This is a genomic window from Paenibacillus sp. JMULE4 (assembly GCF_013337105.1).
GTDB classification, from domain to species: Bacteria; Bacillota; Bacilli; order Paenibacillales; family NBRC-103111; genus Paenibacillus_G; species Paenibacillus_G naphthalenovorans.
Genome location: NZ_SGWF01000017.1, coordinates 85,485 through 108,342 on the forward strand (window position 1 = coordinate 85,485; position 22,858 = coordinate 108,342).

Here is a 22,858-nt window from a genome sequence, read left to right on the forward strand (position 1 = left end):
CTCACCATGCGACCCAGCCAAACAAGGTCTCCAAAATTTTCACAACACTTACGTTCCATCGCACCGACAGCTTCTTATCGACTTCCGTTTTCATAAAGCCGTTGATCCGCTTGTTCTCCAGCACGATAGAGTGCTCCGGGTCTATGGCCGCCCACGACAGCGGAGCCGTGTGATTCAGCTTCATGATGACTTCGCTGTCGGCGCCGTTCCATGTTTTATCGAGTTGTGTTCCATCGGCAAATTGAAAACGGACCGGGACATTTTGGTAGGTGCCTCCAAGCTTGCGCAGCTGCACGCTGTTCTCATAGTAGGTTTGGCCATTTTCTGTCACCTGCTGCACTTTGATGCCGGTTACGGCGTAGTCGACCATCATGCCGTTATAAACGTATTGATCAAAAAACGGCTGCCAACTGGTTTTCGTCACATCTTCTACGACTTGTTGAAAATCCGACGTAGTCGGGTGCTTGAATTTCCAGCGCTGGAAATACGTTCGCATGATCTTGTCCATGGTCTCTGCTCCGACCTGACGTTCCATGGCCTTCAGCACCAGCTTGGCGCGGGTATATACATTCTCGGCATAGTGATGGTGTCCGTCATAGCTCCAGGCATTCTTCAGCAGCGCCGCCGGATTGGTGATGTAGCTCGACTCCACGAGCAGATTCGGGCGAACGCCGTATTCCGCTTCCATTAACTTGTCTTCCACATAAGAGGTAAAGCCTTCGTCGAGCCACGCCTCTTCAAATTCATTGCTGGCGACCATGCCGTAAAAAAATTGGTGGCCGATTTCATGCACCACAACCCGTTCCAGCTCCAGACTCGGGTTCTCTTCGGCTGCTCCCCATGCGGTAATCAGCGTAGGGTATTCCATTCCTCCGGCTCCGTTGCCCTCCTCCGGCGGCACGACGATCGACAGCGTGTTGTAAGGATAACTGCCGTACCACTGAGAGTATCGGGCGAGCGCTTTTTTGGCGGCTGTCATATAACGGGCCTTCAGATGCTCATGCTTCGGATCCAGATACAGCTTGATGCGGACGCCGGGCAGATGAGGAGTGGCGTAGGGTTCTTCATGGTATATAAAATGCGGCGAAGCGGCCCAGGCAAAATCATGCACATCGTCGGAGTAAAACGAGTAGGTTTTCGTTTTGCCGTCATCGGAGACGGGTTTGGTCGGGAAGCCGGTGGCCGCTACCTTATAGGCGGAAGGCACCTTGATTCTAACGTCGAATATGCCAAAGTCCGCGTAAAACTCCGAATTCCCGTGATACTGGTGCAAATTCCAGCCCTCATCTGTCCGACCGCGGGTGCCTTTGGGCTCGTATACGGCGATTTTGGGAAACCACTGGCCGGCCATCACAAAATCGTTCGCATAGCCCATTCTGGCGAAAACCTGCGGCAGCTTCACGGAAAATTGGGTCAGCAGATCTACACTTCCGCCCGGCATGACGGGCTTTGGAAGCGGTACCCTGATCAGGGTGTTGTCGTCCTTGTTGCCGTCATCCGGCTGGACATACTCCATCCGGTCGATCAGCTCCATCTCGGCTCCGTCAAGCGTTCGAATGGAGCTGACCGTCATGCTGCCAAAGCTGTCTTCCTTGCGGACATCGTCCCGCAGCTTTCCGCCGGATTCCTTCATGAACGTCGTTTTCTTGGACTCGAACGCATTGGGATACAAGTGAAAATAAAGCTCCTGCACCGGGCGACTTCCCGGGTTTTTCCAAGTCATCGACGAGGTGCCTTTAATCAGCTTGCCATCGGCATCCAGTTCTACGTTGAGATGATACTCGACGATGCGGTTGGATAACGGCTTCGGCGCCGGTTTCTCTACAGGCTTGACCGGCAAGCTGGGCGGTGCGGGAGGAGGGGCCGCCGGTTCGTTCACTCGTCCGCTAACCGGCTCCGCATGTGCCGTCGGCAAAAAAATGCCCGTAGATGAGCCGTCCGCTTGTCCCCTGGCTTGAGGCCATGCCGGCGCCTCAACGATGGAGTGCCCCGCGGTTGACCTTATGGGCTTCAGGTTGAGCGGATCCACCCCCCCTTCAGCAGGGAACACGGCAGGGTAAGCGGCTTCGGCGGAAAGCTTCCAACCGGCGGAAGGAGTTCCCGACCGGAAGTCGGACGACAGCAGGGCATTCGTCAGCAGTGTGACACCGCAGGCGAAGATTGTAAGTAAGCCCCATGATACAAGGGGGCTGCCGATTCGTTTTTTCATCCATATTCACCCCGTTGACAAGCATCTACAGCATGTATATGTTTGTGGGACGAGGATTATTTCTGCCTTTTTTCCTTTACGGGTTTTTCCCGGGCATTTGCGTTTGGGAACGGAGCGGCTTCGATTTATTTACATGCTCCGGTACTTTGGCTACAATAATAACGAGTGAGATTGAACTTTGCGGAACTTTGAAATATAGGATAGGGATGGTGTGCCTTGTGGATATAAATGAAAAGAAAAAACTGCCTTCACTTAATATTGTCAGCAATAAGGAAACGAAGCACCGCGGCTTTGGCCAAGGCTCGATCGACCTGAGCCAATTATCCTGCGTCATTATTGACGAGGGAGAAGCCTATATCGATCAGGGGGCGCTGCATGCCAAGAGCAAAATAGAAAAAGGGATCAAGTTTACCACGAACAAGGATGAGGTTCCCAACGGACGCCCCTGCTGGATCGTTTGGGTGGCAGTGGATTTCAAGGAGGACGGCAAATACTATGCAGGGGTCACTTCCTGCGAGATGACGGTAGATCCGGAGGCGCGCAAAGGCTGGAAAGTGCTCGCCGATCATGTGAACCGGATGGATTATGCGCTAAAGCGCCGCATTATGCTCGATAATCTCGGGGAACGGGAAAAAGCCGCTCTCAAGAAGCTGATGATCGAGAACGACCCCGGCATGTGGGAACGATCCGAAGCGGAACTCAAAGAAGCGCTTGCGTAAAATTTGTACATTATGTGACGGTCATTGAACGGCCTGACATAACGATGTATACTAATGCCTAGTATATGCACCATATACTAGGACAGCAAAAAGGCAGACCTTTGGTCTGCCTTTTTGTGTTGTGTTACGCCCAGCATGGGCGTCATCTCTAGGGTGAAAGTCCCGAACGGGGGCTGGCGAGCGCCTACCGTTAGCCAAGGGCAAGGGCGTCCGCCGCGAGGCGGAATCTGAAGGAAGCCGGAGGCAAAAGCACGGGCCAAGGTACACGAACCCAATTTGAGGCAGTGTTAGTCGGATGAGCCTCCACACCAAGGCAAAATCCAAAGCCGCCAAGGTTTAGCCCCAAAGAGCATCTCCCGATTCAAGGAGAAGATTCGAGAACTGACGAACCGGACCCAGCCGATGTCGATGGAGGAACGCATCACGCGTCTAAACCGCTACCTCATGGGCTGGATAGGATACTTTCGCCTTGCTTCGGCGAAAACACACTGCCAGAACTTTGACCAGTGGATTCGCAGAAGACTCCGCATGTGCCTATGGAAACAGTGGAAACGGGTACGAACCCGTATCCGCGAACACCTGGCGCTCGGCGTGCCTGAATGGGCAGCTCTCATGATGGCTAATTCCCGCCGGGGTGCTTGGAAAATGTCCCGGAACACATACAACGCCCTCCCGGCTTCCTACTGGGAAGCAAGAGGGCTGAAAAGCTTACTTTCTCGTTATCTGGAACTTTGTTAACCTTCGGAACTGCCGTATGCGGACCCGCATGTACGGTGGTATGAGAGGACGGGGGTTAGCCGCCCTCTCCTACTCGATTTGCGCGGCTGCCGGCGGCCTTTCAGCACGGAAGATAACGTCCTTTGGTTGATTATTGGTTGACCAAGTCCAATATAAGATTTATACTAAATCTAAATATAAATAAAGGAATGAACCCCTATGAATAAAATCAATTTGACTGCACAGCGCAAAGCGGTTCTTGAGGCTGTCCAATATGACGATGGACACCCGACGGCCGCGGAGGTGATGGAGAGACTGAGAGAGCAAGGCCAGCAGTTCGCCTATGCTACGGTTTATAACTCCCTCAAGTATTTGACGGATGTAGGGCTGCTTCGCGAGCTTAAATTGGGAGAAGCGGCAAGCCGTTATGATGCAAGAGTGGACGATCACCATCATATTGTTTGCAAACAGTGCGGACGAGTGGACGAGGTACTGAGTCCGACGCCGGACGAATGGATTACGGCGGTGGAGAAAGCGACGAATTACAAAGTCAGCAATTCCCATGTTGTCTTTGAGGGGGTATGCGGTACATGCGCACAGCACAAAGTGTAAATCTGTTCCAAAATTTCGAGATTACGGATCAAAGCCGATTGCGGGAGGAGGATTCTTGGATGCTGGGGAACGTATGCACCCGTACGCAAAGAGTGATTGTCATCAGCCCGTTTCCGAATCGGTTGGGCGAACTGATTGGCAGGCTGGCTTCGGACTGCTTCGATATTCTGGTGTTCCACCGTTACGATCCCTTGATGATGAAGGAGCTTAACGTAAATACCATCATCTATGATTTGACGTCGTCTCAAGACGTGGAGCGGGACGCGCAGCACGCCGTTTCTTTATTTTCGCAATCGCTCCGGCAGCCCCGGCTTCTTTTTTTGGTGAACGGGCAGACGGCGGCAGATGCTTCAGCAGATTCGGCAGCCGAATTTATCAGCTGGCCTGCCGGCGATATCCGGGAAACCGTGCGGCGCATAAGCGAAGCGGTTCCGGAATCCGGGTTCACGCCCGACGTTTCCTCCGGCCGGAGTGTGTTCAAGGATTTGACGGTCGATTCCAGAAAAATGGCGGTTTACCGGGGGCAGGTACGGCTTGATTTGACGAAAACGGAATATGAGCTTCTGCAGCTTTTTCTTCAATCGGAGGGTGCGGTGCTTTCACGGGAAGATATTTTGAATCAGCTATGGGGGAGCTCGTATTTCGGCGGCAGCAACGTGGTTGACGTTCATGTGAAAAGCTTAAGGAAAAAGCTGGGCGACTCGGCTGGAGAAGCCAAGTACATCTCTACGGTAAGAGGTGTGGGGTACCGGTTGGCGGATGAGTGAGCGGCAGATTCGCCTTCATCATTTTTTCATGTAATTTTCATTTGAATATCATGATTTGGCGGTCAGCGCATGTTATGATCATATCAAGATTTAAACCAAGTCTAAATTTAAATACAAGGAGTTGCTTGATATGCATAACAGACTGACTACCAATCAAGGCGCGCCGGTAGGTGATAACCAGAATTCGAGAACAGCCGGACAACGGGGTCCGACACTGCTAGAGGACTACCATTTGCTCGAAAAGCTGGCTCACTTTGACCGCGAACGTATTCCGGAGCGTGTCGTTCATGCCCGCGGCGCAGGTGCTCACGGGGTATTCCGGACGGAGGCCAGCATGAAGGCGTACACGAAGGCTCACTTCCTGCAGGAGGTGGGGCAGGAGACGCCGGTGTTCGTCCGTTTTTCCACGGTTATCCACGGTACAGGCTCACCGGAAACGGCTCGCGACCCGCGTGGATTTGCCGTCAAGTTTTACACAGAGGAAGGCAATTATGATTTGGTAGGGAACCATCTGCCGGTGTTCTTTATCCGCGATGCGATTAAATTCCCGGACATGGTCCATTCCTTAAAGCCCGCCCCGGACACGAACGTTCAAGATCCGGAGAGGTATTGGGATTTTATGACCTTGTCTCCTGAGTCCACACATATGATGACCTGGGTGTTCTCCGACAACGGGACCCCGGCCAACTATCGGCAAATGAACGGCTTTGGCGTTCACGCCTTCAAGTGGGTGAATGCGGAAGGCAAGGTCATTTATGTTAAATATCATTGGAAGTCGCTTCAGGGTGTCGTGAATTTGTCGGCTGACGAGGCGCGCGAAGTGCAGGGCAGAGACTTTAACCACGCTACCCGGGATTTGTTCGATAACATTGAAAAGGGGAATTTCCCGCAGTGGGAGCTCCATGTTCAAATGATGCCGGTTGAGCATTTGGACCGCTTTGCGTTTGACCCGCTGGATGCGACGAAGGTATGGCCGGAGGATATGTACCCTCTGCACAAGGTCGGCACCATGACGTTGAACCGGAATCCGCAAAACTATTTTGCGGAGGTGGAGCAGTCCGCATTCGCTCCGAGCGCGCTGGTTCCCGGGATCGAGCCGTCGGAAGATAAGCTGCTTCAAGGCAGACTGTTCTCTTATCCGGATACCCAGCGGTACCGTCTGGGCGCCAATTATCTGCAAATTCCGGTCAATTGTCCGTACGCTCCGGTAAGAAATCATCAGCGCGACGGCTTCATGAACGTGAAGCAGGATCCGAGCCCGGTTAACTACGAGCCGAACAGCTTCGAGGAAAGTCCGAAGGAGGCTCCGGAGTATGTGGAAAGCCGTTCGCCGCTTTATGGTGTCGCAGGACGTCAGCGCATCGATAAAACGGACGATTTCACACAGGCGGGCGAACTTTACCGCAGCTTCTCCGATCAGGAGCGCGATCATTTGCTCAGCAATCTGGTCAATGATTTGAAGCAAACCAATGAAAAGATTCAACTCCGTGCCGTATGCAACTTCTTCCGCGCGGACCGGGAGTACGGCATGAGACTTGCGCAAGGACTGGGCCTCGACATCAGCGAATTTATGCCGAAAAACTAGCTTGGAAAAAATAAATCAAAAGAGGGGGAGAAAATAAGTATGCAGCTAACCTTACACGAAACGCTCAACAGACAAATCGCCAATTGGTCCGTCTTGTTCGTTAAGCTTCATAATTATCATTGGTATGTGAAGGGACAGCAATTTTTTACGCTTCATACCAAATTCGAAGAGCTCTATACGGAAGCGGCGGCACATGTGGATGCTCTCGCCGAACGTCTGCTGTCGCTCGGGGGCCTGCCCGTCGCCACAATGAAGGGCTGCCTGGAGCTGGCTTCCGTCGGGGACGCCACGGGCAAAGAGACTGCCGAACAGATGGTCAAATCGATCGTTGACGATTTTGAGACCATGGTCGGTGAGCTGAAAACGGGAATGAAGCTGGCCGAATCGGAAAAAGACGAAACGACCGGCGATCTGCTCCTCGGCATTCATTCCAGTCTTGAGAAGCATGTGTGGATGTTGAATTCGTTTTTGGGCAAATAAGAGACATGATTGGAGGAAGGGGCGCTTGACGCCCCTCTTTTTCAGCTTCGATGATGGTTCTACGTACGCTTTAGTGAGTTGAAGGCTGTATTGAGAGGCAATCCCCCAAGCGCTTCATGTCGTACTTGCGGCCGGCGTACGCAGCCCGCTTGCTTCCCATTCTGCTCCCGGTGCTAGCTGTTCCACCAACGCTTCAGGTCTTCCCACCACGTGCCGTTTTGTTTTCTTTTCGCCGGTTCGGAATTCTGGTCTCCGTCATTCCGGGCCGGCTGCTGCGTGCAGTATTCCGTTGGCTCCGTGCCTTGAACGAACGCTTCCATCCGTGAATCGGGACAGCTCTCGTTGGCCAGCTTGCCGGTCGCCGGATCGATGTAGACATTCACGACGCCTTCGGGGATCGGGAACAGCTTCGGGGGCACCGACTCCAGCGTCCGTTCCGTGAACTCGGCGAAGATCGGCGCCGCGAGGTGAGATTCGACCGCGCTGATGTTGCGGTCCTTATCATAGCCGACCCATACGGCCGTCGACAGCTCCGGCGTGTAGCCGACAAGCCATGCGTCCGTATTCGTCGTGCCGGTTTTGCCGGCAACGGGGCGCTTCAGCACGCTTGATACACGGCTGCCCGTGCCGCCTTGGTCGAAGACGCCCTCCATCAGCTTGGTCAGCACGTAGGTGTACGCGGGCTCAATGACCGTCTCCTGCTTTGGCGCGGCCTCATAGAGCACGCGTCCGCGCCGGTCTTCAATGCGCAGAATCGCTGTCGGCTCGACGCGAACGCCTTGCCCGGCCAAGATGCCGAAGGCTGAAGCCATTTCGAACGGGCTGACCGGAAAAGTGCCGAGCGCCAAAGACGGCATCGGCTTCATCGGACTTGTGATGCCCATCCGTCTTGCCATCTCAATGACGCGTTCGGGTCCTGTTTCCAACACCGTATGCACGGCAAAAATATTGTCTGATTTGGCAATCGCCGTACGCAAATCAATCCAGTCGAAGTATTTATTGCCAAAATTGCTGGGCGTGTAGGTTTGCCGTCCCTGATCGTAGGTGAATGTCGTCGGTTCGCTGAGATACCGGGTGACCGGTGAAAAATGCTTTTCCTTCAGCGCCGTTAAATACACGATCGGCTTGAAAGACGACCCCGGCTGCCGCGTATTCGCGAACACGCGGTTATATTGGTTCTCCCCGTAATTGCGCCCGCCGACCATCGCCTTGACATAACCGTTGCGGGGATCGATCGCGACAAGAGCCGTCTGAATCTCCGGGAAGTCCTTCAGCTGCTCCGTGACGACGTCTTCCGCAATCTTTTGCGCTTTCAGATCCAGGGATGTATAGATGCGAAGTCCGCTTTCCTCGAACTCTTTTTCCTCCATACCGAGCAATTCCGTGCCCAGCCTCCGCACATAGTCGTGAAAATAAGGCGCCGTCACAGGCTTTTTGTTTGCCAGCGGCAGGATGTTCAGCTTTTCCCGCGCCGCTTCATCCGCCTGCTTCTGCGTAATATAGCCGGCCTCGACCATGGTTTGCAGCACCGTTTTTTGCCGGTTCATCGCATTTTGCAAATCATAATAGGGGGAATAATAACGCGGGCCCTTCGGTATCCCTGCCAGCAGGGCGCTTTCGGCAAGGGACAGCTCGGATGCGTTCTTGCCGAAAAACAGCTGGGAAGCCGCTTGAATGCCGTATGTAGAGTGCCCGTAATAAATTTGGTTCAAATATTGCTCCAAAATTTGATCCTTGCTCATTTGAAGCTCCATTTGTACGGCATAGTAGGTTTCCTTGATTTTGCGCGTCCATGTTCTCTCATGTGTTAAATACAGGTTCCGCGCCAGCTGTTGGGTAATGGTGCCTGCTCCCTGGACCTTGGACATATGCTGCAGGTTTACCCAGGCGGCCCTGGCTATGCCTTTGGGATCGAAGCCGAAGTGGCCGTAAAAGTTCCGGTCCTCAATCGCCAGCGTCGCTTCAATTACCTTCGGGGACATCTCCTTCAGGGAAATCATCTGGCGGTTTTTGCTCCCGCCGTACGCTTCGATCATGGTGCCGTGCACATCGTACATTTCGGAAGCCATCGCCATTTTCGATACGGGAAGCGACTGCGAACGCATGAACAGTATGAGAACCAGCAAAGCGGCTGCGCTCAACATCAGACAAGTAAAAGAAAATGATATCCACTTCTTCAATCGTTTCCCCAAGCGTTCCAAGGGATCGGTTTCTGCGGTCGTCCGTTTACTCCGCTCTTCGCTCATGTCATTCGCTCCTTTCCCGGAAAATAAGTTCTATTATCCAGTATGGAAAAACATAGAAAACCCTATTCATGCGAATGTAACAGAAACGTTAAATTTTTTTAAAAATCGTTCGGATTCCCGGCGTTCGTATTTGCATTTTCGGGTAGATCCACTATAATACAATTTGACATGCAAGAGACCGGCTGAAACATACCAAAATAACAGTTGTCCGCCCGTCCTGCGGTTTCTCCATTGGGATGGAAGCCGATGAATATGCGCTTTTGCGAAAGGTGGAATTACATATGGAATTATGGTACACAGAAAAACAAACCGATAACTTCGGCATTACGGCAAAAATCAGCAAGACTCACGTTACGGAGAAAACGGATTTTCAAGATCTTGCGATGATCGAAACGGCCGAATGGGGCACGATGCTCGTGTTGGACGGAATGGTCATGACTACCGTGAAGGACGAGTTCGTTTATCATGAGATGGTGGCGCATCCGGCGCTCAATACGCATCCGAATCCGAAACATGTTCTGGTCGTCGGCGGCGGCGACGGCGGCGTCATCCGCGAAGTGCTGAAGCATCCGGAAGTGGAAAAAGCGGTTCTCGTTGAAATCGACGGCAAAGTCATCGAGTATTCCAAGAAGTATCTGCCTTCGATCGCCGGCGCACTGGACAACCCGCGCGTAGAAGTGATCGTGAACGACGGCTACATGCATATTCACGACCATAAGAACACCTATGATGTGATCATGGTGGACTCCACCGAGCCGGTTGGCCCGGCCGTATCGCTGTTTACACAAGGGTTTTATAAAGGAATTTACGATGCGCTCAAGGAAGACGGTATTTTTGTTGCGCAAACGGACAACCCTTGGTTCAAGGCGGACCTGATCCAAAGCGTCAATCGCGACGTAAAAGAGATTTTCCCGATTGTGCGCGTATACTGCGCCAATATTCCGACTTACCCGAGCGGCCTCTGGACGTTCACAATGGGCAGTAAAAATATGATCCGCTTGCTGTCGACGAAACGAAGATTCCGGAGATCGATACGAAATATTACACTCCGCGCCTGCATAAAGCGGCCTTCGCGCTCCCGAAGTTTGTGGAAGATTTAACGAAGTAACCGCCAAACCAAGGAGGTCTGAATCTATGAAACTCGATCAAAAATATTCCGGCAACGTCTTTATTCTCAGCTCGGACGACTATGCGGCGTCCCGGGCGGTCATCTACGGCATGCCGATGGATTATACGGTCAGTTTCCGTCCCGGTTCCCGGTTCGGCCCTTCGCGCATTCGCGAGGTGTCGATCGGTCTGGAGGAGTACAGTCCGTATTTGGATAAAAGCCTTGAAGATATCACTTATTTTGATGCGGGGGACCTCCTGCTTCCCTTCGGTAACGCGGGACGCAGCCTGGAGATCATCGGCGAGTATGTGCGCGGCCTGCTGGCTGACGGTAAATTTCCGCTTGGCCTCGGCGGCGAGCATCTCGTATCCTGGCCTGTCATCCGGGAAGTGTACGCCAAGTACCCGGATCTCGCTTTGATTCACATCGACGCCCATGCCGATCTGCGCGAGCAGTACGAAGGCGAGCCGCTGTCCCACTCAACGCCGATCCGCAAAGCGGCTGCACTGATGGGCGGCAGGAACATTTATCAGTTCGGCATCCGCTCGGGCTCCCGTGAGGAGTTCCGGTTCGGCCGCGAAAACATTAATTTCTACCCGTTCGAGGTGCTTGAGCCGCTGAAGAAAGTGCTGCCGGAGCTTGCCGGACGTCCTGTCTATTTGACGATCGACATTGATGTGCTGGATCCGATGTGCGCCCCGGGCACGGGAACCGCGGAAGCGGGCGGCATTACGTCGAAGGAGCTGCTTGCCGCGATTCACGCGATGGCCGCTTCGGAGCTGAATTTCGTCGGCGCCGACATCGTCGAGGTTGCCCCGGCTTACGATCCGACGGAGCAAACCCAGATCGTCGCCAGCAAGCTGATCCGCGAAATGCTGCTCGGCTTGGTGAAATAACATCCAGATGAATAAAACCGGTCTTTTCGTCTTACTTTCAGGCGAAGGGCCGGTTTTTTGTCTGATGTATGCTGGAGCCCCGGCCTGCTTAAGCTTGGCGCAGCGTGAGCACCGTAAGCTCCGGGCGGCACAGGAAGCGGATAGGGTGCTGAGAGACGCCGATGCCCCGGTTTACGTATAATTGCAGCTTGTGATCGCCGAGCGTGTATCCGCCGATCACATACTTCTTGCCGTACTTGGGGGTCACGACATGCCCCAGCAGCGGGATCCGTACTTGGCCGCCGTGGGTATGGCCCGACAGCTGTAAATCCACCTGGTGGTCAACGGCGACGTCGGCAAAGTCGGGGCAGTGCGCCAGCAGCATGACGAAGTCTTTCGGCTTGGCCAGGCGTGTCGCCTCTTTCACATCGGGTTTCCCCATCCACATGTCTTCTACGCCCGCGATCCACATCGTGCTTCCTCCGTGTTGTACGGCCGCCAAATCATTTCGAAGCATGCGGAATCCGCCCTCGGTCAGGAGCCCGGCTACTTCGGCGGATTCATTGAAATAATCATGGTTTCCGAGCACTGAAAACTTGCCGAGCGCCGCCTTCATGTTCACCAAGGCCTCCGCATAACGTACCCCGTCCTTGCCGATCTCGTAATCGACCAAATCGCCGGTGAAGCAGATGATATCAGGCTGGAGTCCGTTGATCGTTTCCGCCAGCCGGAACAGCTCATCCGCATCGTAATGGAAGCCCAGATGGACATCGCTGAATTGGACAATTCGGATGCCGTCCATTCCCTGAGGCAATCTCGGCAAAGACAGCGTGACTTTGTTCACTTCAAGCCAGCGGCGTTCGGCATATCGGGCATATCCATAGGCGGTCGGCGGTAGGGCTATGATACCTGCTGCCGTTAGGGCCGACTTCTTGAGGAATGTTCTTCGGGATAGTTTTCTTTTCGCCTTCCTTGTGCTCAAATCCATGAATGAACACATCCTCCGGGAATTATGGAATCAACATGCGAAAGCAGATACAAAAGTATCGCTTTAACCCTATTTGACGTAAAATAAACGGAGCAGGTTTCAAAAGCAGTAATTACGGGAGAGGATCGTTGAGATGACGGACAAGCACACATCGGCAACCCACAGGCGCCGGGTCGACATTATATTAGAAAGCTTTGCCGCGGGAGAACGCATCGTGCGGCGTATGGATGGGGACTTGTTTCTGAAAGGGGAACAGGTGTACGTTCGTTACGATGAACCGCACGAAGCGGAAATGGGCCGAACCGTTACTATGGTCAAGGCAGGACAAGGAGAGCTGCGCATCGTACGTCATGGCGATATCCGGCTTGAACAAACCTTTATCCCCGGGAAGCGGCATACAGGGTACTTGCAAACCCCGCAAGGCCGAATCGAACTGGAAACGGAAACCCTCAGTCTGGATGTACGGCAGGAAGGCCCGCCGGACAGCTTGGACGACATAAGCGCTCCGGGCGGTCCGCTGACCATTGCCTGGAGCTATAAGCTGTCTGTGATGGGCGAAGATGGCGGGGAATACCGTCTCTTGCTTCGTGCCGTACCGCAGAAGGATTCGGATCCCGGATCCGGCCGGGCCTGCTGACCTGTCAGGATGATTTGTCTACGGCCTGTACCGCGCGGAAGGCATGAATTTCTTTCACGCTGCTGATTTTTTTTCCGGATTTGATAATAAATCGGGCGTTTTTCCTTAAAATTCTCTTTACGGCGAGCGGCTTCAGTCCCGGTCGCCGCGCAAGCATGAGGGCGATCACGCCCGACACGTGCGAGGTCGCCATCGAAGTGCCGCTCAGCTCGTGGTATTTGCCTCGCGGCCAGGTGGAATAGATTTTCTCGCCGGGAGCATAAATATCAATTTGTTTGCCTACATTGCTAAAAGGTGCAATTCGTCCTTTGCGCGTTGTGGCGCCGACGGCAATAACCTGCCGAAGCCGCGCAGGGTAGTCGACTTCCGCTTGCTTGCCTTCGTTGCCTGAAGAGGCGACGATGATGACGCCCGCCCGGTAAGCGCTGAGGACGGCAGCCTCCAACGCTCTGCTGTACGTTTTCATGCCGAAGCTCATGTTAATCAGTTGAATGCCGTTCGAGACGCACCATTCAATCCCGCTGACAATGTCCGAGACGAAGGCACCCCCTTGGTGATCGAACGCTTTTACCGGATGAATGAGCGCGCCGGGCGCCACGCCGATCATTCCTTTGTTCTGGGTATAAGCGGCAATGGTTCCTGCGATATGCGTCCCATGGCCGTTATCGTCTATAGGAAGCAAATGGCGGTTCAAAATATTCACGCCCCGGGAGAGGCAATGGCGAAGATCGGGATGGGAATAATCCGCTCCGGTATCGATGATGCCGATGCGGACTCGTTCGCCCCGGGATTTCCTCCAGGTCTGGGGTGCGCGGATATGCTTTATTCCCCAAGGAATGACTGTTTTCTCGGCTGACCTGCCGCCTTCGGAGGGCGATAACGTTCTGGCCATAGACATATTCCAAAAGCTGTGTACTTTTGCGCGGTTGTCTTCTTCGACAAAATGGATAAAAGGAACGGAACTGAGCTTTTCCGTCGAACGCAAAGTACACGAGATACCGCGAATCAGCCTGAGCGGCTGAATGTGTCGAAGCAGGGGCAGGGATTTGCGCTGCCGGCTGATGAGCCGGGCAAAAGCAGCGTAATCGCGCCCATGAGCAAAGCGGATAATATGCCGCTTCTCGGCGTTCTTCGAATCGACCACCGCCTCATGAAGCCACGCAACAAATGCTGAAGGATTCATAATCTTCCTCCCCCCCCTTTAGCTGGCGAGCGTTCCTTAGTTATCGTATGTAGGAGGGTATACTCCCGTATGAGCGCATAACCTTATGCCAAATAAATAGGTTGTAGGCATGTGTCAAAGCGCATGGGGCTACATACGATATCAAGGGGGAGTGTCTGGTGTTCCCTCTTCTAGGGTCAGAGGAGCAAGGGAAGGCTCAAGAGTCCGGCTTTGGTCCTTTGGGGATACAGTCAGGAACGAAGGATTCCGCCTAATGGGCCGTCCGGCACAGGATCGGGTTACGGCATACGGCGTAATCCTTCGTTTCATTTCGCTAAAACCCCGTCAACCAGTTGCATTTTTGGATAAAATAAGGTTTACTAATTGAAGATAGTGGATATTGTAGTGATAAAGTTGCCGACTGTGAGCGGCCACGCTTCTCTGTAACAGTTGCAAGCGCATATAAATGTCGGAAAGGATGTGCCCCGAAATGAGTGCTCAGAACCTGCTTAAAATCGGTACGGAGCAAGCCAAGGAAATGCCTATGGTGGATCTCGCCTTTGAATTGCTGAAGGCGGCGAATACGCCGTTTTACTATCGGGATCTGATGATGGAAATCGCCAAAATAAAAGGTCTGTCCGATGACGAGGTAATGCAGGTCATCGCCCAGCTATATACCGAGATCAACATTGACGGTCGTTTTGCGTGTGTAGGCACCAACCTGTGGGGCCTGAAGCGTTGGTATCCCGTGGAGAAATCCGAGGATGCTGTGGGCAGCGGCAAACGTCCGCGCATCATTAACGATGAAGACGATGACTTGGATGATGAGGATTTGTTCGCTGAAGAAGAAGATACGTTTGCTGAAGAAGACTATGACAGCTACGATTCTCCTCGCGACGACTACGACTCGGAGGATGAGGTGGAGGAAGAGACCGAATTCTTCGAAGAAGAGGAGGCCGACGAAGAAGTCCTGGATGAAGTGGAACTCGATGAGGAAGTTTCCGATCTGGAGGATGACCTCGACGATCTGGAAGAAGATTTCGAAAGTGCAGACGACGATAAAAATGACAAATAATAGCTGCGCCTCCTTTCTCCTTGACAGGTTGACCCGATCAGAGTAAACTATTTTCTGGGCTTTGGATGAACATTACGGACCATGAGGTCCTTTTGGATAAAAGTGCCCCGCCGGAGCGGGGGCTTTTTCTTTTTTTTAGGCAAGCTAAACTTGGGAGGTATTACATAATGACAAAGTATATTTTCGTGACCGGAGGCGTTGTTTCTTCGCTTGGTAAAGGCATTACGGCGGCGTCGCTCGGAAGATTGCTCAAGAACCGCGGGCTAAAGGTCACGATTCAGAAATTCGATCCGTATATTAACGTCGACCCGGGAACAATGAGTCCTTATCAGCATGGGGAAGTATTCGTAACGGACGATGGTGCGGAGACAGACCTCGACCTTGGCCATTATGAACGTTTCATCGATATCAATCTGTCCAAGAACAGCAACGTCACGACAGGCAAAGTGTACTCCTCCGTCATCGCAAAAGAACGCCGCGGAGAATATTTGGGCGGCACGGTGCAAGTCATCCCTCACATCACAAACGAGATCAAGGAGCGGGTGTTCCGGGCCGGGCGCGAAGCTCAATCGGATGTAGTCATCACAGAGATCGGGGGTACGGTAGGCGATATCGAGAGCCTCCCGTTCCTCGAAGCCATTCGTCAAATAAAAAGCGACATCGGCCGGGATAACGTGATGTATATTCACGTCACACTGATTCCGTATCTGAAGGCGGCAGGAGAGGTCAAAACAAAGCCGACTCAGCACAGCGTAAAAGAACTCCGCGGCATCGGCATTCAACCTCAAGTTATCGTCTGCCGCACGGAGCACCCGCTGGCTGAAGACATGAAGCGGAAGCTGGCGTTGTTCTGTGATATCGACCCGGGCGCCGTTATCGAAGCGCGCGATGCAGAAACGTTATATGAGGTTCCGATGATGTTTCGCGAGCAGGGGCTTGACGACATCGTGGTGAATCATTTGAAGCTGTCCGCGAACGAGCCGGATATGACGGAATGGGAAAACCTGATCAAACGCGTTAAATCGCCTAAAGAAACGACCGAAATCGCCATTGTCGGTAAATACGTAGCGCTTCATGACGCTTATCTGAGCATTGTCGAGGCGCTGGGCCATGCCGGTATCGATTGCAACACCGAAGTGAAAATCCGCTGGGTGAATGCGGAAGAAGTGTACGACCACAACGTCGGCGAGCTGTTGGGCGGCGTTCAGGGAATTCTGGTTCCCGGCGGTTTTGGAGACCGCGGCATCGAGGGCAAAGTGACGGCGATTCGTTATGCCCGCGAGAACAAAATTCCGTTCTTCGGCATCTGTCTCGGCATGCAGGTGGCCGTCGTCGAGTATGCCCGTTCAGTGCTCAAGCTTGAGGGTGCGAACAGCTCGGAAATTCACCCTACGACGCCTTATCCGGTCATTGATCTGCTGCCTGAGCAGAAGGATATTGAGGATTTGGGCGGAACGATGCGGCTTGGATTGTATCCTTGCAAGCTCAAAGAAGGGTCGCTCGCGATGCGCTGCTATGGGGACGAGCTCGTATACGAACGTCATCGTCACCGGTACGAGTTTAATAATGAATACCGTGAAACGCTTGAAGCCGCAGGCCTGCATATTTCGGGAACCAGTCCTGACGGCCGCTTGGTGGAAATCATTGAATGTCCGGACCACCCTTGGTTTTTGGCGGTGCAGTTCCATCCGGAGTTTACTTCGAGACCGAACCGTCCGCAGCCGCTGTTTAAGCATTTTGTACAAGCGGCTTACACACACGGGCGATAATCTTGATATGTCGGGAGTGCCCTGCTTTCCGTAATAGATAGGCAGACAGCCGAATAACAGCCTTCGACTCGGCGAAACGGACGGAGGCTGTAATGTCTGCTTAATTTGTAAAACTTTTCAAAATTTTTTGGTGGAGACAGCAGGAATCGCGTTTCCGGTATAGAATATTTTGTTAGGTGTACAAATCAGGACGGAATTTCCCAAATGCATTGGGAAAACGAAAATGGGAGGGTACTCACTTGAAGAAGAAACTGCTCATCGTTGATGACCAGAATGGTATCCGTATATTGCTGATGGAGGTATTCAGCAGTGAAGGGTACGAGACATATCAGGCATCCAATGGTAAGTTGGCGCTTGAGATCGTAAGAAACGTGTCGCCCGATCTTGTTCTTTTGGATATGAAGATTCCCGGAATGGACGGTCTTGATATCTTGAAGCACATCAAGAGCATTGACGCTTCGATTAAAGTCATCATGATGACGGCTTACGGGGAGCTGGACATGATTAAAGAAGCTACTGATCTTGGAGCGATTATGCACTTTACGAAGCCGTTCGATATCGATGAGCTCCGTCAAGCCGTTAATCAGCATCTTCGTTCCTCGAATAACAGTTCATACGCCGTGGGATCCTGAAAAGGGTCTCTTTTTTTAAAATACAAGATTAGACAAGTCCACTGCGGTGGAAACTAAATCTGCAGGAATAGCTGCTCCAAACCTCGGATGTTTCTTCACCGAAAGCCTTCTTCCGTATGCCGATCATCGTATGGCCTATTGCTGATGTCACTGCGTTTGTTCCCGTTTTCATACCGTTCATATGCTGAGGGAGCCGGGTCACGGGATTCTCGTTTGTCCATTTGTATGGTATAATGGGCCAGTATGACTTTAGAACGGTATACAAGCCGGAAAGTTCAAATTATACTTAGAAGGAGAGAAATACTATGCCACTTGTTTCCATGAATGAATTTTTACCTAAAGCCAAGGCAAATAAATTTGCCGTAGGCCAGTTTAACATGAATAATCTGGAATTCGCTCAAGCGATTACGGAGGCGGCTGAAGAATTAAAATCGCCTTTCATTTTTGGCGTTTCCGAAGGCGCCCTGAAATATATGGGGATCGAATATACAGTGGCATTGGCTGAAGCTGCAGCGAAGAAATCGGGACTTCCCATCGCGCTGCATTTGGATCACGGCAGCAGCTTTGAAGTAGCCATGAAATGTATCCGTGCAGGCTTCAGCTCCGTTATGTTTGATGGTTCGCACTATTCATTTGAGGAAAATATTCGTTTGACCAAAGAAGTGGTGAAAGCAGCTCATGCGATGGGGGTATCCGTTGAAGGAGAGCTTGGGACCATCGGCGGTGTAGAAGACGATATCAGTGTGGATGAGGCTGACGCTGCTTTGGCTAAACCGGAAGAAGCGATCCGTTTTTACGAGGAAACCGGTGTCGATTGCCTGGCCATTGCCGTAGGTACGGCACACGGAATGTACGCGGGAGAGCCGAATATCCGCTTTGACATCATCGACAAGGTGGCGAGCGCGATTCCGGTACCGGTTGTACTGCACGGCGGCTCCGGCGTTCCGGATGAGATGATTCGCAAAGCCATTGCTGCAGGTGTAGGCAAGATCAATGTCAACACCGAGAATCAGGTGGCTTGTACGCAAACGATCCGCGAAGTGCTGAACAAAGACGCAAAAGTGTACGATCCTCGTAAATACCTCACTCCTGCTCGCAAGGCCATGGTTGAAGTGGTCAAATCCAAAATCCAGCTGTTCGGAAGTGCCAACCAAGCTTAAGGATACAGCGGGAAATACACTGGTTTAGGTGTGTTTCCCTTCTGTTTTTTTACCCTTATCAGTGTATTTGCTTGATCACCTTACATGTGGTGAAGTAGGAGGAAAAACAACGAAATGGAAAAACTGATGATTGCCGGCGGGCGCCCGCTGCGGGGAACGGTCCAAATCAGCGGAGCCAAGAATAGCGCGATCGCGCTTATACCGGCTGCCATTTTATCGGAATCCGCCGTAACGCTTGACAATTTGCCTGAATTGAGTGACGTTGCGATTTATACGGAGATTCTGGAGGAACTTGGCGCAACGGTCGACTGGAATCATGATAGAATGGTCATCGATCCAAGTCGGCTGATTTCCAGGCCGATGCCTAACGGTAATGTTAAAAAACTTAGAGCATCATATTATTTAATGGGAGCACTGTTGGGTCGATTTCGGGAAGCGACGATCGGCATGCCTGGGGGCTGTAATTTTGAACCGCGGCCAATCGACCAGCATATCAAAGGCTTTGAAGCATTGGGGGCATCGGTTACGAACGAAAATGGGGCTCTGCATATCAAGGCAAAGGAATTGCACGGAGCCAAAATATATCTGGATGTCGTCAGCGTAGGGGCGACGATCAATATCATGCTGGCGGCATCGCGTGCCAAAGGCGTTACAACGATTGAAAATGCGGCAAAAGAGCCTGAAATTATAGACGTAGCGACACTTTTGAACTCGATGGGAGCTAAAATCAAAGGCGCAGGGACCGAGACGATACGGATTGAAGGCGTGGATGCGCTTTACGGCTGCAGGCACTCCATTATTCCGGACCGGATTCAGGCGGGAACTTATATGATTGCCGCCGCTGCGACACGTGGCGACGTCATTGTGGACAACGTCATTCCTAAGCATTTGGAGGCCATTACGGCCAAATTGCAGGAGATGGGCGTGCATATTTACGAAATGGACGAATCGATTCGCGTCGTAGGACAGACGGATTATGAAAGTGTTGATGTCAAGGCGCTGGTATATCCGGGCTTTGCAACGGATCTTCAGTCTCCTATGAGCAGTCTGCTTACGCAAACCAAGGGTGTCAGCATTCTGACGGACTATGTGTACAGCAACCGATTCAAGCATATCCCTGAACTCCATCGCATGGGCGCGCGTATTAAAGTAGAAGGACGTTCGGCCATTATCGAAGGAGGCCCGCTTACGGCGGCCAAGGTGAAAGCGACCGATCTTCGCGCAGGAGCAGCGCTTGTGATCGCCGGGCTGATCGTTCCGGACGGCATTACAGAGATCACCGGCGTGGAGTATATCGATCGGGGCTACGATCATCTCGTGACCAATCTATCAAATCTGGGGGCCGAAGTTTGGCGGCAGCACGAATGAAGAAGCGGTATACTTTTCTTTCAAATTGGGTATGGCTATAATAGATCATTTGCAAAGTTTGAAAATTTAATAGTTTGGTGGTTGGATATGTATGGATATGCATCTGGCGCAATTGGAAGCGCTGAAGCTCACGGAATTATACAAGCTGGCTAAAAAGCATCAAATTCCGTATTACGGGCAGATGAAAAAAAAGGAACTTATTTTTGCGATTTTACGTGCTCAGGCCGAGCAAAGCGGCTTGATGTTTATGCAGGGCGTGCTGGACGTCCTACAGGAAGGGTTCGGATTTCTACGTCCGATCAACTATTTGCCCAGCAGTGAGGATATTTATATTTCCGCTTCTCAGATTCGCAGATTTGATCTTCGCTCCGGCGACATGGTTTCAGGGAAGTGCCGGCCTCCCAAAGAGAACGAACGGTATTTTGGTTTGCTGCACGTGGAAGCCGTGAACGGCGAGGATCCGGAAACAGCGGCGGAACGCCTTCACTTCCCGGCGTTGACACCTCTTTATCCGCAAAAGAGACTAATCTTGGAAACCTCCCCTACCAAACTTTCTACCCGATTGATGGATCTGTTAACTCCCGTAGGTTTTGGACAGCGGGGATTGATCGTTGCTCCTCCGAAAGCAGGAAAAACGCTGCTGCTTAAAGAAATTGCCAACAGCATCTCAACGAATCATCCGGATGTAGAGCTGTTCGTGCTTCTGATTGACGAGCGTCCAGAGGAAGTGACGGATATGCAGCGTTCGGTAAAAGGCGAAGTCATCGCATCTACGTTTGACGAGGTTCCGGAAAACCATATCAAGGTGGCCGAACTGGTGCTCGAGCGCGCCCAGAGGCTGGTAGAGCACAAGAAAGACGTTGTCATTCTGCTTGACAGCATTACGCGTCTGGCTCGCGCCTACAACCTTGTCGTTCCGCCGACAGGACGTACGCTTTCCGGGGGGATTGACCCCGGCGCATTCCACCGCCCGAAGCGTTTTTTCGGCGCTGCCCGCAACATCGAGGAAGGCGGCAGCCTGACCATTCTCGCTACTGCGCTTATTGAGACGGGTTCGCGCATGGATGACGTCATCTATGAAGAGTTTAAGGGGACCGGTAATTTGGAGCTGCACCTTGACCGTAAGCTGGCGGAACGTCGGATTTTCCCGGCGATCGACATTCGCCGCTCCGGAACGCGCCGCGAAGAGATGCTCCTGACCAAAGAGGAGCTTGATAAAGTGTGGGCGATCCGCAAAGGCATGAATGATTCCCACGATTATATTGAAGCTTTCTTTAAGCGGTTTGGCGAAACAAAAACAAATCAAGAGTTTCTGGAAACGCTGGAGCCTAACGGAGGCGGTCCTCAATCTGGCGGCAGTGGCGGTGCTTCCCGGCGGGTTAAGCATTCCGTCTCGTAGGAGGGTAGGTTCATGAATTTGGTTTATGCCGATCGTGATGGCAACGTCTACGATCATCCGGATTTTACGGGTCTTGGACGCAGCGGCGATACGGTGATGGAGATGCTGGAAGAAGAGCTCATTCCGCTGCCGGAAGGAGCCACCCTCGTCAGTTTGCCGGACACTCGCCCCATCGGCATCCACGTGCGAACGGGCGAAATGCAAATCGTCCCTGGAGAAGTATCGGCCGTCGGCGCTTTACTGCCGCAGGGCTTTACCCGTCTGCTGCTGCCCGGTTATGTGAAGGCGGATAAGAATAAGGTGCTTCCTTTGTTCGGCTATACCGCGGTCGTTTGGAAGGACGGCGGGTTTTATGTAGCGGCCGAGGCGAGTGACGATCCTGAGCGTTGGAATCCCCGGAATTGTGACCCGGACGAGCTGGAACTGCAAGTGCAGCGCATTCTGGGGCAGTATAAAGATAACCGGCTTTATCAGCACTTATCCAATTGTGCGCTCGGATACGAATGTTTAACGGCCTCGAACACGTTCCTGAATCGTTGGGAAGGCGCTGTTCCGGTCTCTTTCTCCTGTAATGCTGGCTGTTTCGGCTGTATTTCCGAACAGCCTGAGGACAGCGGCTTTCCTGCGCCTCAGACACGAATGAACTTCAAGCCTACCGTCGAGGAAATCATACAGGTGATGCTGGAGCATCTCAAAACTCCGGAGAGCATCATCAGCTTTGGGCAAGGTTGCGAAGGCGAACCGTCGACCCAGGCCAAAATGATTATCGAAGCGATCCGGGAAGTCCGGCGCCAAACGAGTACGGGTTTTATTAACATCAATACGAATGCCGGCCTGACGGATCATATCCGCGGTATTGTCGACGCGGGCCTGGATTTGATGAGGGTCAGCACGATCAGTGCTCTGGACGATCATTATAATGCTTATTACAAGCCCCGCGGCTACACGCTGAAAAACGTGGAAAAATCGCTTCGTTATGCGGCGGATCACGGGGTCGTCACTTCGATTAACTATTTGATTTTCCCGGGTGTGACGGATCGTGAGGAAGAGATGGAAGCCATGATCGATTTCGTGCGCCGAACCGGTCTGAAGCTGATCCAACTGCGGAATTTGAACATCGATCCGGAAAGCTATTTGGAGCTTATCCCGAAGCCGCGCGGTGAGCGTTACGGGATGAAGCAGATGCTGGATATTTTTCGGGAGGAGCTTCCCGGCGTCGTGCTCGGCTCCTATACGCATATCCCGCAGGAACTGGCTGACAAGCGTAAGAAACACTTGCAACACGGATAGCTCCATGGTATAATCCGATCATGTGTGCTAAAAGATAACTCTGATTCACATGGTGTTTCA

The 22,858-nt window shown here is 52.5% G+C and carries 18 protein-coding genes and 2 pseudogenes; 16 read left to right on the forward strand and 4 right to left on the reverse strand.

What is annotated here, in order from left to right; genetic code table 11:
* Window position 1: 1 nt before the first annotated feature.
* On the reverse strand, window positions 2–2,209 hold the full coding sequence (locus tag EXW96_RS19345) for a M1 family metallopeptidase (RefSeq protein WP_074728918.1): 2,208 nt from the start codon (window positions 2,207–2,209) through the stop codon (window positions 2–4).
* Window positions 2,210–2,415: 206 nt separating this feature from the next.
* On the opposite strand from EXW96_RS19345, the gene EXW96_RS19350 reads away from it, so the two are divergent.
* The 6 genes and pseudogenes from EXW96_RS19350 (at window position 2,416) to EXW96_RS19375 (ending at window position 7,089) form a co-directional block, all read left to right on the forward strand.
* On the forward strand, window positions 2,416–2,928 hold the full coding sequence (locus tag EXW96_RS19350; protein WP_062410301.1) for a YwhD family protein: 513 nt from the start codon (window positions 2,416–2,418) through the stop codon (window positions 2,926–2,928).
* Between the two features lie 336 nt (window positions 2,929–3,264).
* Window positions 3,265–3,666 (forward strand): annotated as a pseudogene (locus EXW96_RS19355) (group II intron maturase-specific domain-containing protein); the annotation flags it as partial.
* A 198-nt stretch (window positions 3,667–3,864) separates the two neighbouring features.
* A complete protein-coding gene (locus tag EXW96_RS19360) occupies window positions 3,865–4,257 on the forward strand; it encodes a Fur family transcriptional regulator (protein ID WP_054817039.1) in 393 nt (130 codons plus the stop codon).
* Entirely contained in the window at window positions 4,236–5,024 is a 789-nt protein-coding gene (locus EXW96_RS19365; protein WP_254611478.1) for a winged helix-turn-helix domain-containing protein, read from the forward strand. Before EXW96_RS19360 ends, EXW96_RS19365 begins: the two co-directional genes overlap by 22 nt.
* 130 nt (window positions 5,025–5,154) lie before the next feature.
* Entirely contained in the window at window positions 5,155–6,609 is a 1,455-nt protein-coding gene (locus EXW96_RS19370; RefSeq protein ID WP_054817041.1) for a catalase, read from the forward strand.
* A 39-nt stretch (window positions 6,610–6,648) separates the two neighbouring features.
* Entirely contained in the window at window positions 6,649–7,089 is a 441-nt protein-coding gene (locus tag EXW96_RS19375) for a Dps family protein (RefSeq protein WP_062410303.1), read from the forward strand.
* Window positions 7,090–7,262: 173 nt separating this feature from the next.
* On the opposite strand, the gene EXW96_RS19380 is transcribed toward EXW96_RS19375, so the two are convergent.
* Complete coding sequence (locus EXW96_RS19380) at window positions 7,263–9,335, reverse strand: transglycosylase domain-containing protein (protein WP_174351214.1); 2,073 nt, start codon at window positions 9,333–9,335, stop codon at window positions 7,263–7,265.
* 281 nt (window positions 9,336–9,616) lie between these two features.
* Between EXW96_RS19380 and speE the strand changes: the two are divergent.
* Both speE and speB read left to right on the forward strand, forming a co-directional pair.
* A pseudogene (gene speE, locus EXW96_RS19385) lies at window positions 9,617–10,443 on the forward strand (polyamine aminopropyltransferase).
* Window positions 10,444–10,469: 26 nt separating this feature from the next.
* Window positions 10,470–11,339: an agmatinase gene (gene speB, locus EXW96_RS19390; protein WP_062410306.1), complete on the forward strand. Its 870-nt coding sequence runs from the start codon at window positions 10,470–10,472 to the stop codon at window positions 11,337–11,339.
* Window positions 11,340–11,427: 88 nt separating this feature from the next.
* On the opposite strand, the gene EXW96_RS19395 is transcribed toward speB, so the two are convergent.
* Window positions 11,428–12,306, reverse strand: coding sequence for a metallophosphoesterase (locus EXW96_RS19395; protein ID WP_174351215.1), 879 nt, complete (start codon window positions 12,304–12,306; stop codon window positions 11,428–11,430).
* 133 nt (window positions 12,307–12,439) lie between these two features.
* Here EXW96_RS19395 and EXW96_RS19400 point away from each other — a divergent pair, with 133 nt between their 5' ends.
* On the forward strand, window positions 12,440–12,943 hold the full coding sequence (locus EXW96_RS19400) for a YwiB family protein (protein ID WP_174351216.1): 504 nt from the start codon (window positions 12,440–12,442) through the stop codon (window positions 12,941–12,943).
* A gap of 4 nt (window positions 12,944–12,947) precedes the next feature.
* Here EXW96_RS19400 and EXW96_RS19405 read toward each other — a convergent pair whose 3' ends face one another.
* A complete protein-coding gene (locus EXW96_RS19405; protein WP_174351217.1) occupies window positions 12,948–14,126 on the reverse strand; it encodes a S8 family peptidase in 1,179 nt (392 codons plus the stop codon).
* Window positions 14,127–14,595: 469 nt separating this feature from the next.
* Between EXW96_RS19405 and rpoE the strand changes: the two genes are divergently transcribed.
* The 7 genes from rpoE (at window position 14,596) to EXW96_RS19440 (ending at window position 22,798) form a co-directional block, all read left to right on the forward strand.
* Window positions 14,596–15,180 carry a DNA-directed RNA polymerase subunit delta gene (rpoE, locus tag EXW96_RS19410; protein WP_062410309.1) on the forward strand — a complete coding sequence of 195 codons (585 nt, stop codon included), beginning with the start codon at window positions 14,596–14,598 and terminating at the stop codon, window positions 15,178–15,180.
* Window positions 15,181–15,347: 167 nt separating this feature from the next.
* Window positions 15,348–16,949: a CTP synthase gene (locus EXW96_RS19415; RefSeq protein WP_054817042.1), complete on the forward strand. Its 1,602-nt coding sequence runs from the start codon at window positions 15,348–15,350 to the stop codon at window positions 16,947–16,949.
* A gap of 239 nt (window positions 16,950–17,188) precedes the next feature.
* The gene (locus tag EXW96_RS19420; RefSeq protein WP_054817043.1) at window positions 17,189–17,581 is read left to right on the forward strand and encodes a response regulator; all 393 of its coding nucleotides are present in this window, start codon (window positions 17,189–17,191) and stop codon (window positions 17,579–17,581) included.
* 305 nt (window positions 17,582–17,886) lie between these two features.
* Complete coding sequence (gene fba, locus EXW96_RS19425; protein WP_054817044.1) at window positions 17,887–18,741, forward strand: class II fructose-1,6-bisphosphate aldolase; 855 nt, start codon at window positions 17,887–17,889, stop codon at window positions 18,739–18,741.
* Between the two features lie 114 nt (window positions 18,742–18,855).
* The gene (locus tag EXW96_RS19430; RefSeq protein ID WP_054817045.1) at window positions 18,856–20,109 is read left to right on the forward strand and encodes a UDP-N-acetylglucosamine 1-carboxyvinyltransferase; all 1,254 of its coding nucleotides are present in this window, start codon (window positions 18,856–18,858) and stop codon (window positions 20,107–20,109) included.
* Between the two features lie 91 nt (window positions 20,110–20,200).
* Complete coding sequence (rho, locus tag EXW96_RS19435) at window positions 20,201–21,508, forward strand: transcription termination factor Rho (RefSeq protein ID WP_054817046.1); 1,308 nt, start codon at window positions 20,201–20,203, stop codon at window positions 21,506–21,508.
* Window positions 21,509–21,520: 12 nt separating this feature from the next.
* Window positions 21,521–22,798 carry a radical SAM family protein gene (locus EXW96_RS19440; protein ID WP_062410310.1) on the forward strand — a complete coding sequence of 426 codons (1,278 nt, stop codon included), beginning with the start codon at window positions 21,521–21,523 and terminating at the stop codon, window positions 22,796–22,798.
* Window positions 22,799–22,858 lie beyond the last annotated feature (60 nt).

What these genes read in the sequence shown, in the direction of transcription:
- EXW96_RS19365 (WP_254611478.1), top strand. Translation starts at nt 4,236, where the DNA reads ATGCGCACAGCACAAAGTGTAAATCTGTTCCAAAATTTCGAGATTACG.
- EXW96_RS19440 (WP_062410310.1), top strand. Translation starts at nt 21,521, where the DNA reads ATGAATTTGGTTTATGCCGATCGTGATGGCAACGTCTACGATCATCCG.
- EXW96_RS19405 (WP_174351217.1), bottom strand. Translation starts at nt 14,126, where the DNA reads ATGAATCCTTCAGCATTTGTTGCGTGGCTTCATGAGGCGGTGGTCGAT.
- EXW96_RS19360 (WP_054817039.1), top strand. Translation starts at nt 3,865, where the DNA reads ATGAATAAAATCAATTTGACTGCACAGCGCAAAGCGGTTCTTGAGGCT.
- EXW96_RS19375 (WP_062410303.1), top strand. Translation starts at nt 6,649, where the DNA reads ATGCAGCTAACCTTACACGAAACGCTCAACAGACAAATCGCCAATTGG.
- speB (WP_062410306.1), top strand. Translation starts at nt 10,470, where the DNA reads ATGAAACTCGATCAAAAATATTCCGGCAACGTCTTTATTCTCAGCTCG.
- rho (WP_054817046.1), top strand. Translation starts at nt 20,201, where the DNA reads ATGGATATGCATCTGGCGCAATTGGAAGCGCTGAAGCTCACGGAATTA.
- EXW96_RS19395 (WP_174351215.1), bottom strand. Translation starts at nt 12,306, where the DNA reads ATGGATTTGAGCACAAGGAAGGCGAAAAGAAAACTATCCCGAAGAACA.
- rpoE (WP_062410309.1), top strand. Translation starts at nt 14,596, where the DNA reads ATGAGTGCTCAGAACCTGCTTAAAATCGGTACGGAGCAAGCCAAGGAA.
- EXW96_RS19415 (WP_054817042.1), top strand. Translation starts at nt 15,348, where the DNA reads ATGACAAAGTATATTTTCGTGACCGGAGGCGTTGTTTCTTCGCTTGGT.
- EXW96_RS19430 (WP_054817045.1), top strand. Translation starts at nt 18,856, where the DNA reads ATGGAAAAACTGATGATTGCCGGCGGGCGCCCGCTGCGGGGAACGGTC.
- EXW96_RS19345 (WP_074728918.1), bottom strand. Translation starts at nt 2,209, where the DNA reads ATGAAAAAACGAATCGGCAGCCCCCTTGTATCATGGGGCTTACTTACA.
- EXW96_RS19350 (WP_062410301.1), top strand. Translation starts at nt 2,416, where the DNA reads ATGGTGTGCCTTGTGGATATAAATGAAAAGAAAAAACTGCCTTCACTT.
- fba (WP_054817044.1), top strand. Translation starts at nt 17,887, where the DNA reads ATGCCACTTGTTTCCATGAATGAATTTTTACCTAAAGCCAAGGCAAAT.
- EXW96_RS19370 (WP_054817041.1), top strand. Translation starts at nt 5,155, where the DNA reads ATGCATAACAGACTGACTACCAATCAAGGCGCGCCGGTAGGTGATAAC.
- EXW96_RS19380 (WP_174351214.1), bottom strand. Translation starts at nt 9,335, where the DNA reads ATGAGCGAAGAGCGGAGTAAACGGACGACCGCAGAAACCGATCCCTTG.
- EXW96_RS19400 (WP_174351216.1), top strand. Translation starts at nt 12,440, where the DNA reads ATGACGGACAAGCACACATCGGCAACCCACAGGCGCCGGGTCGACATT.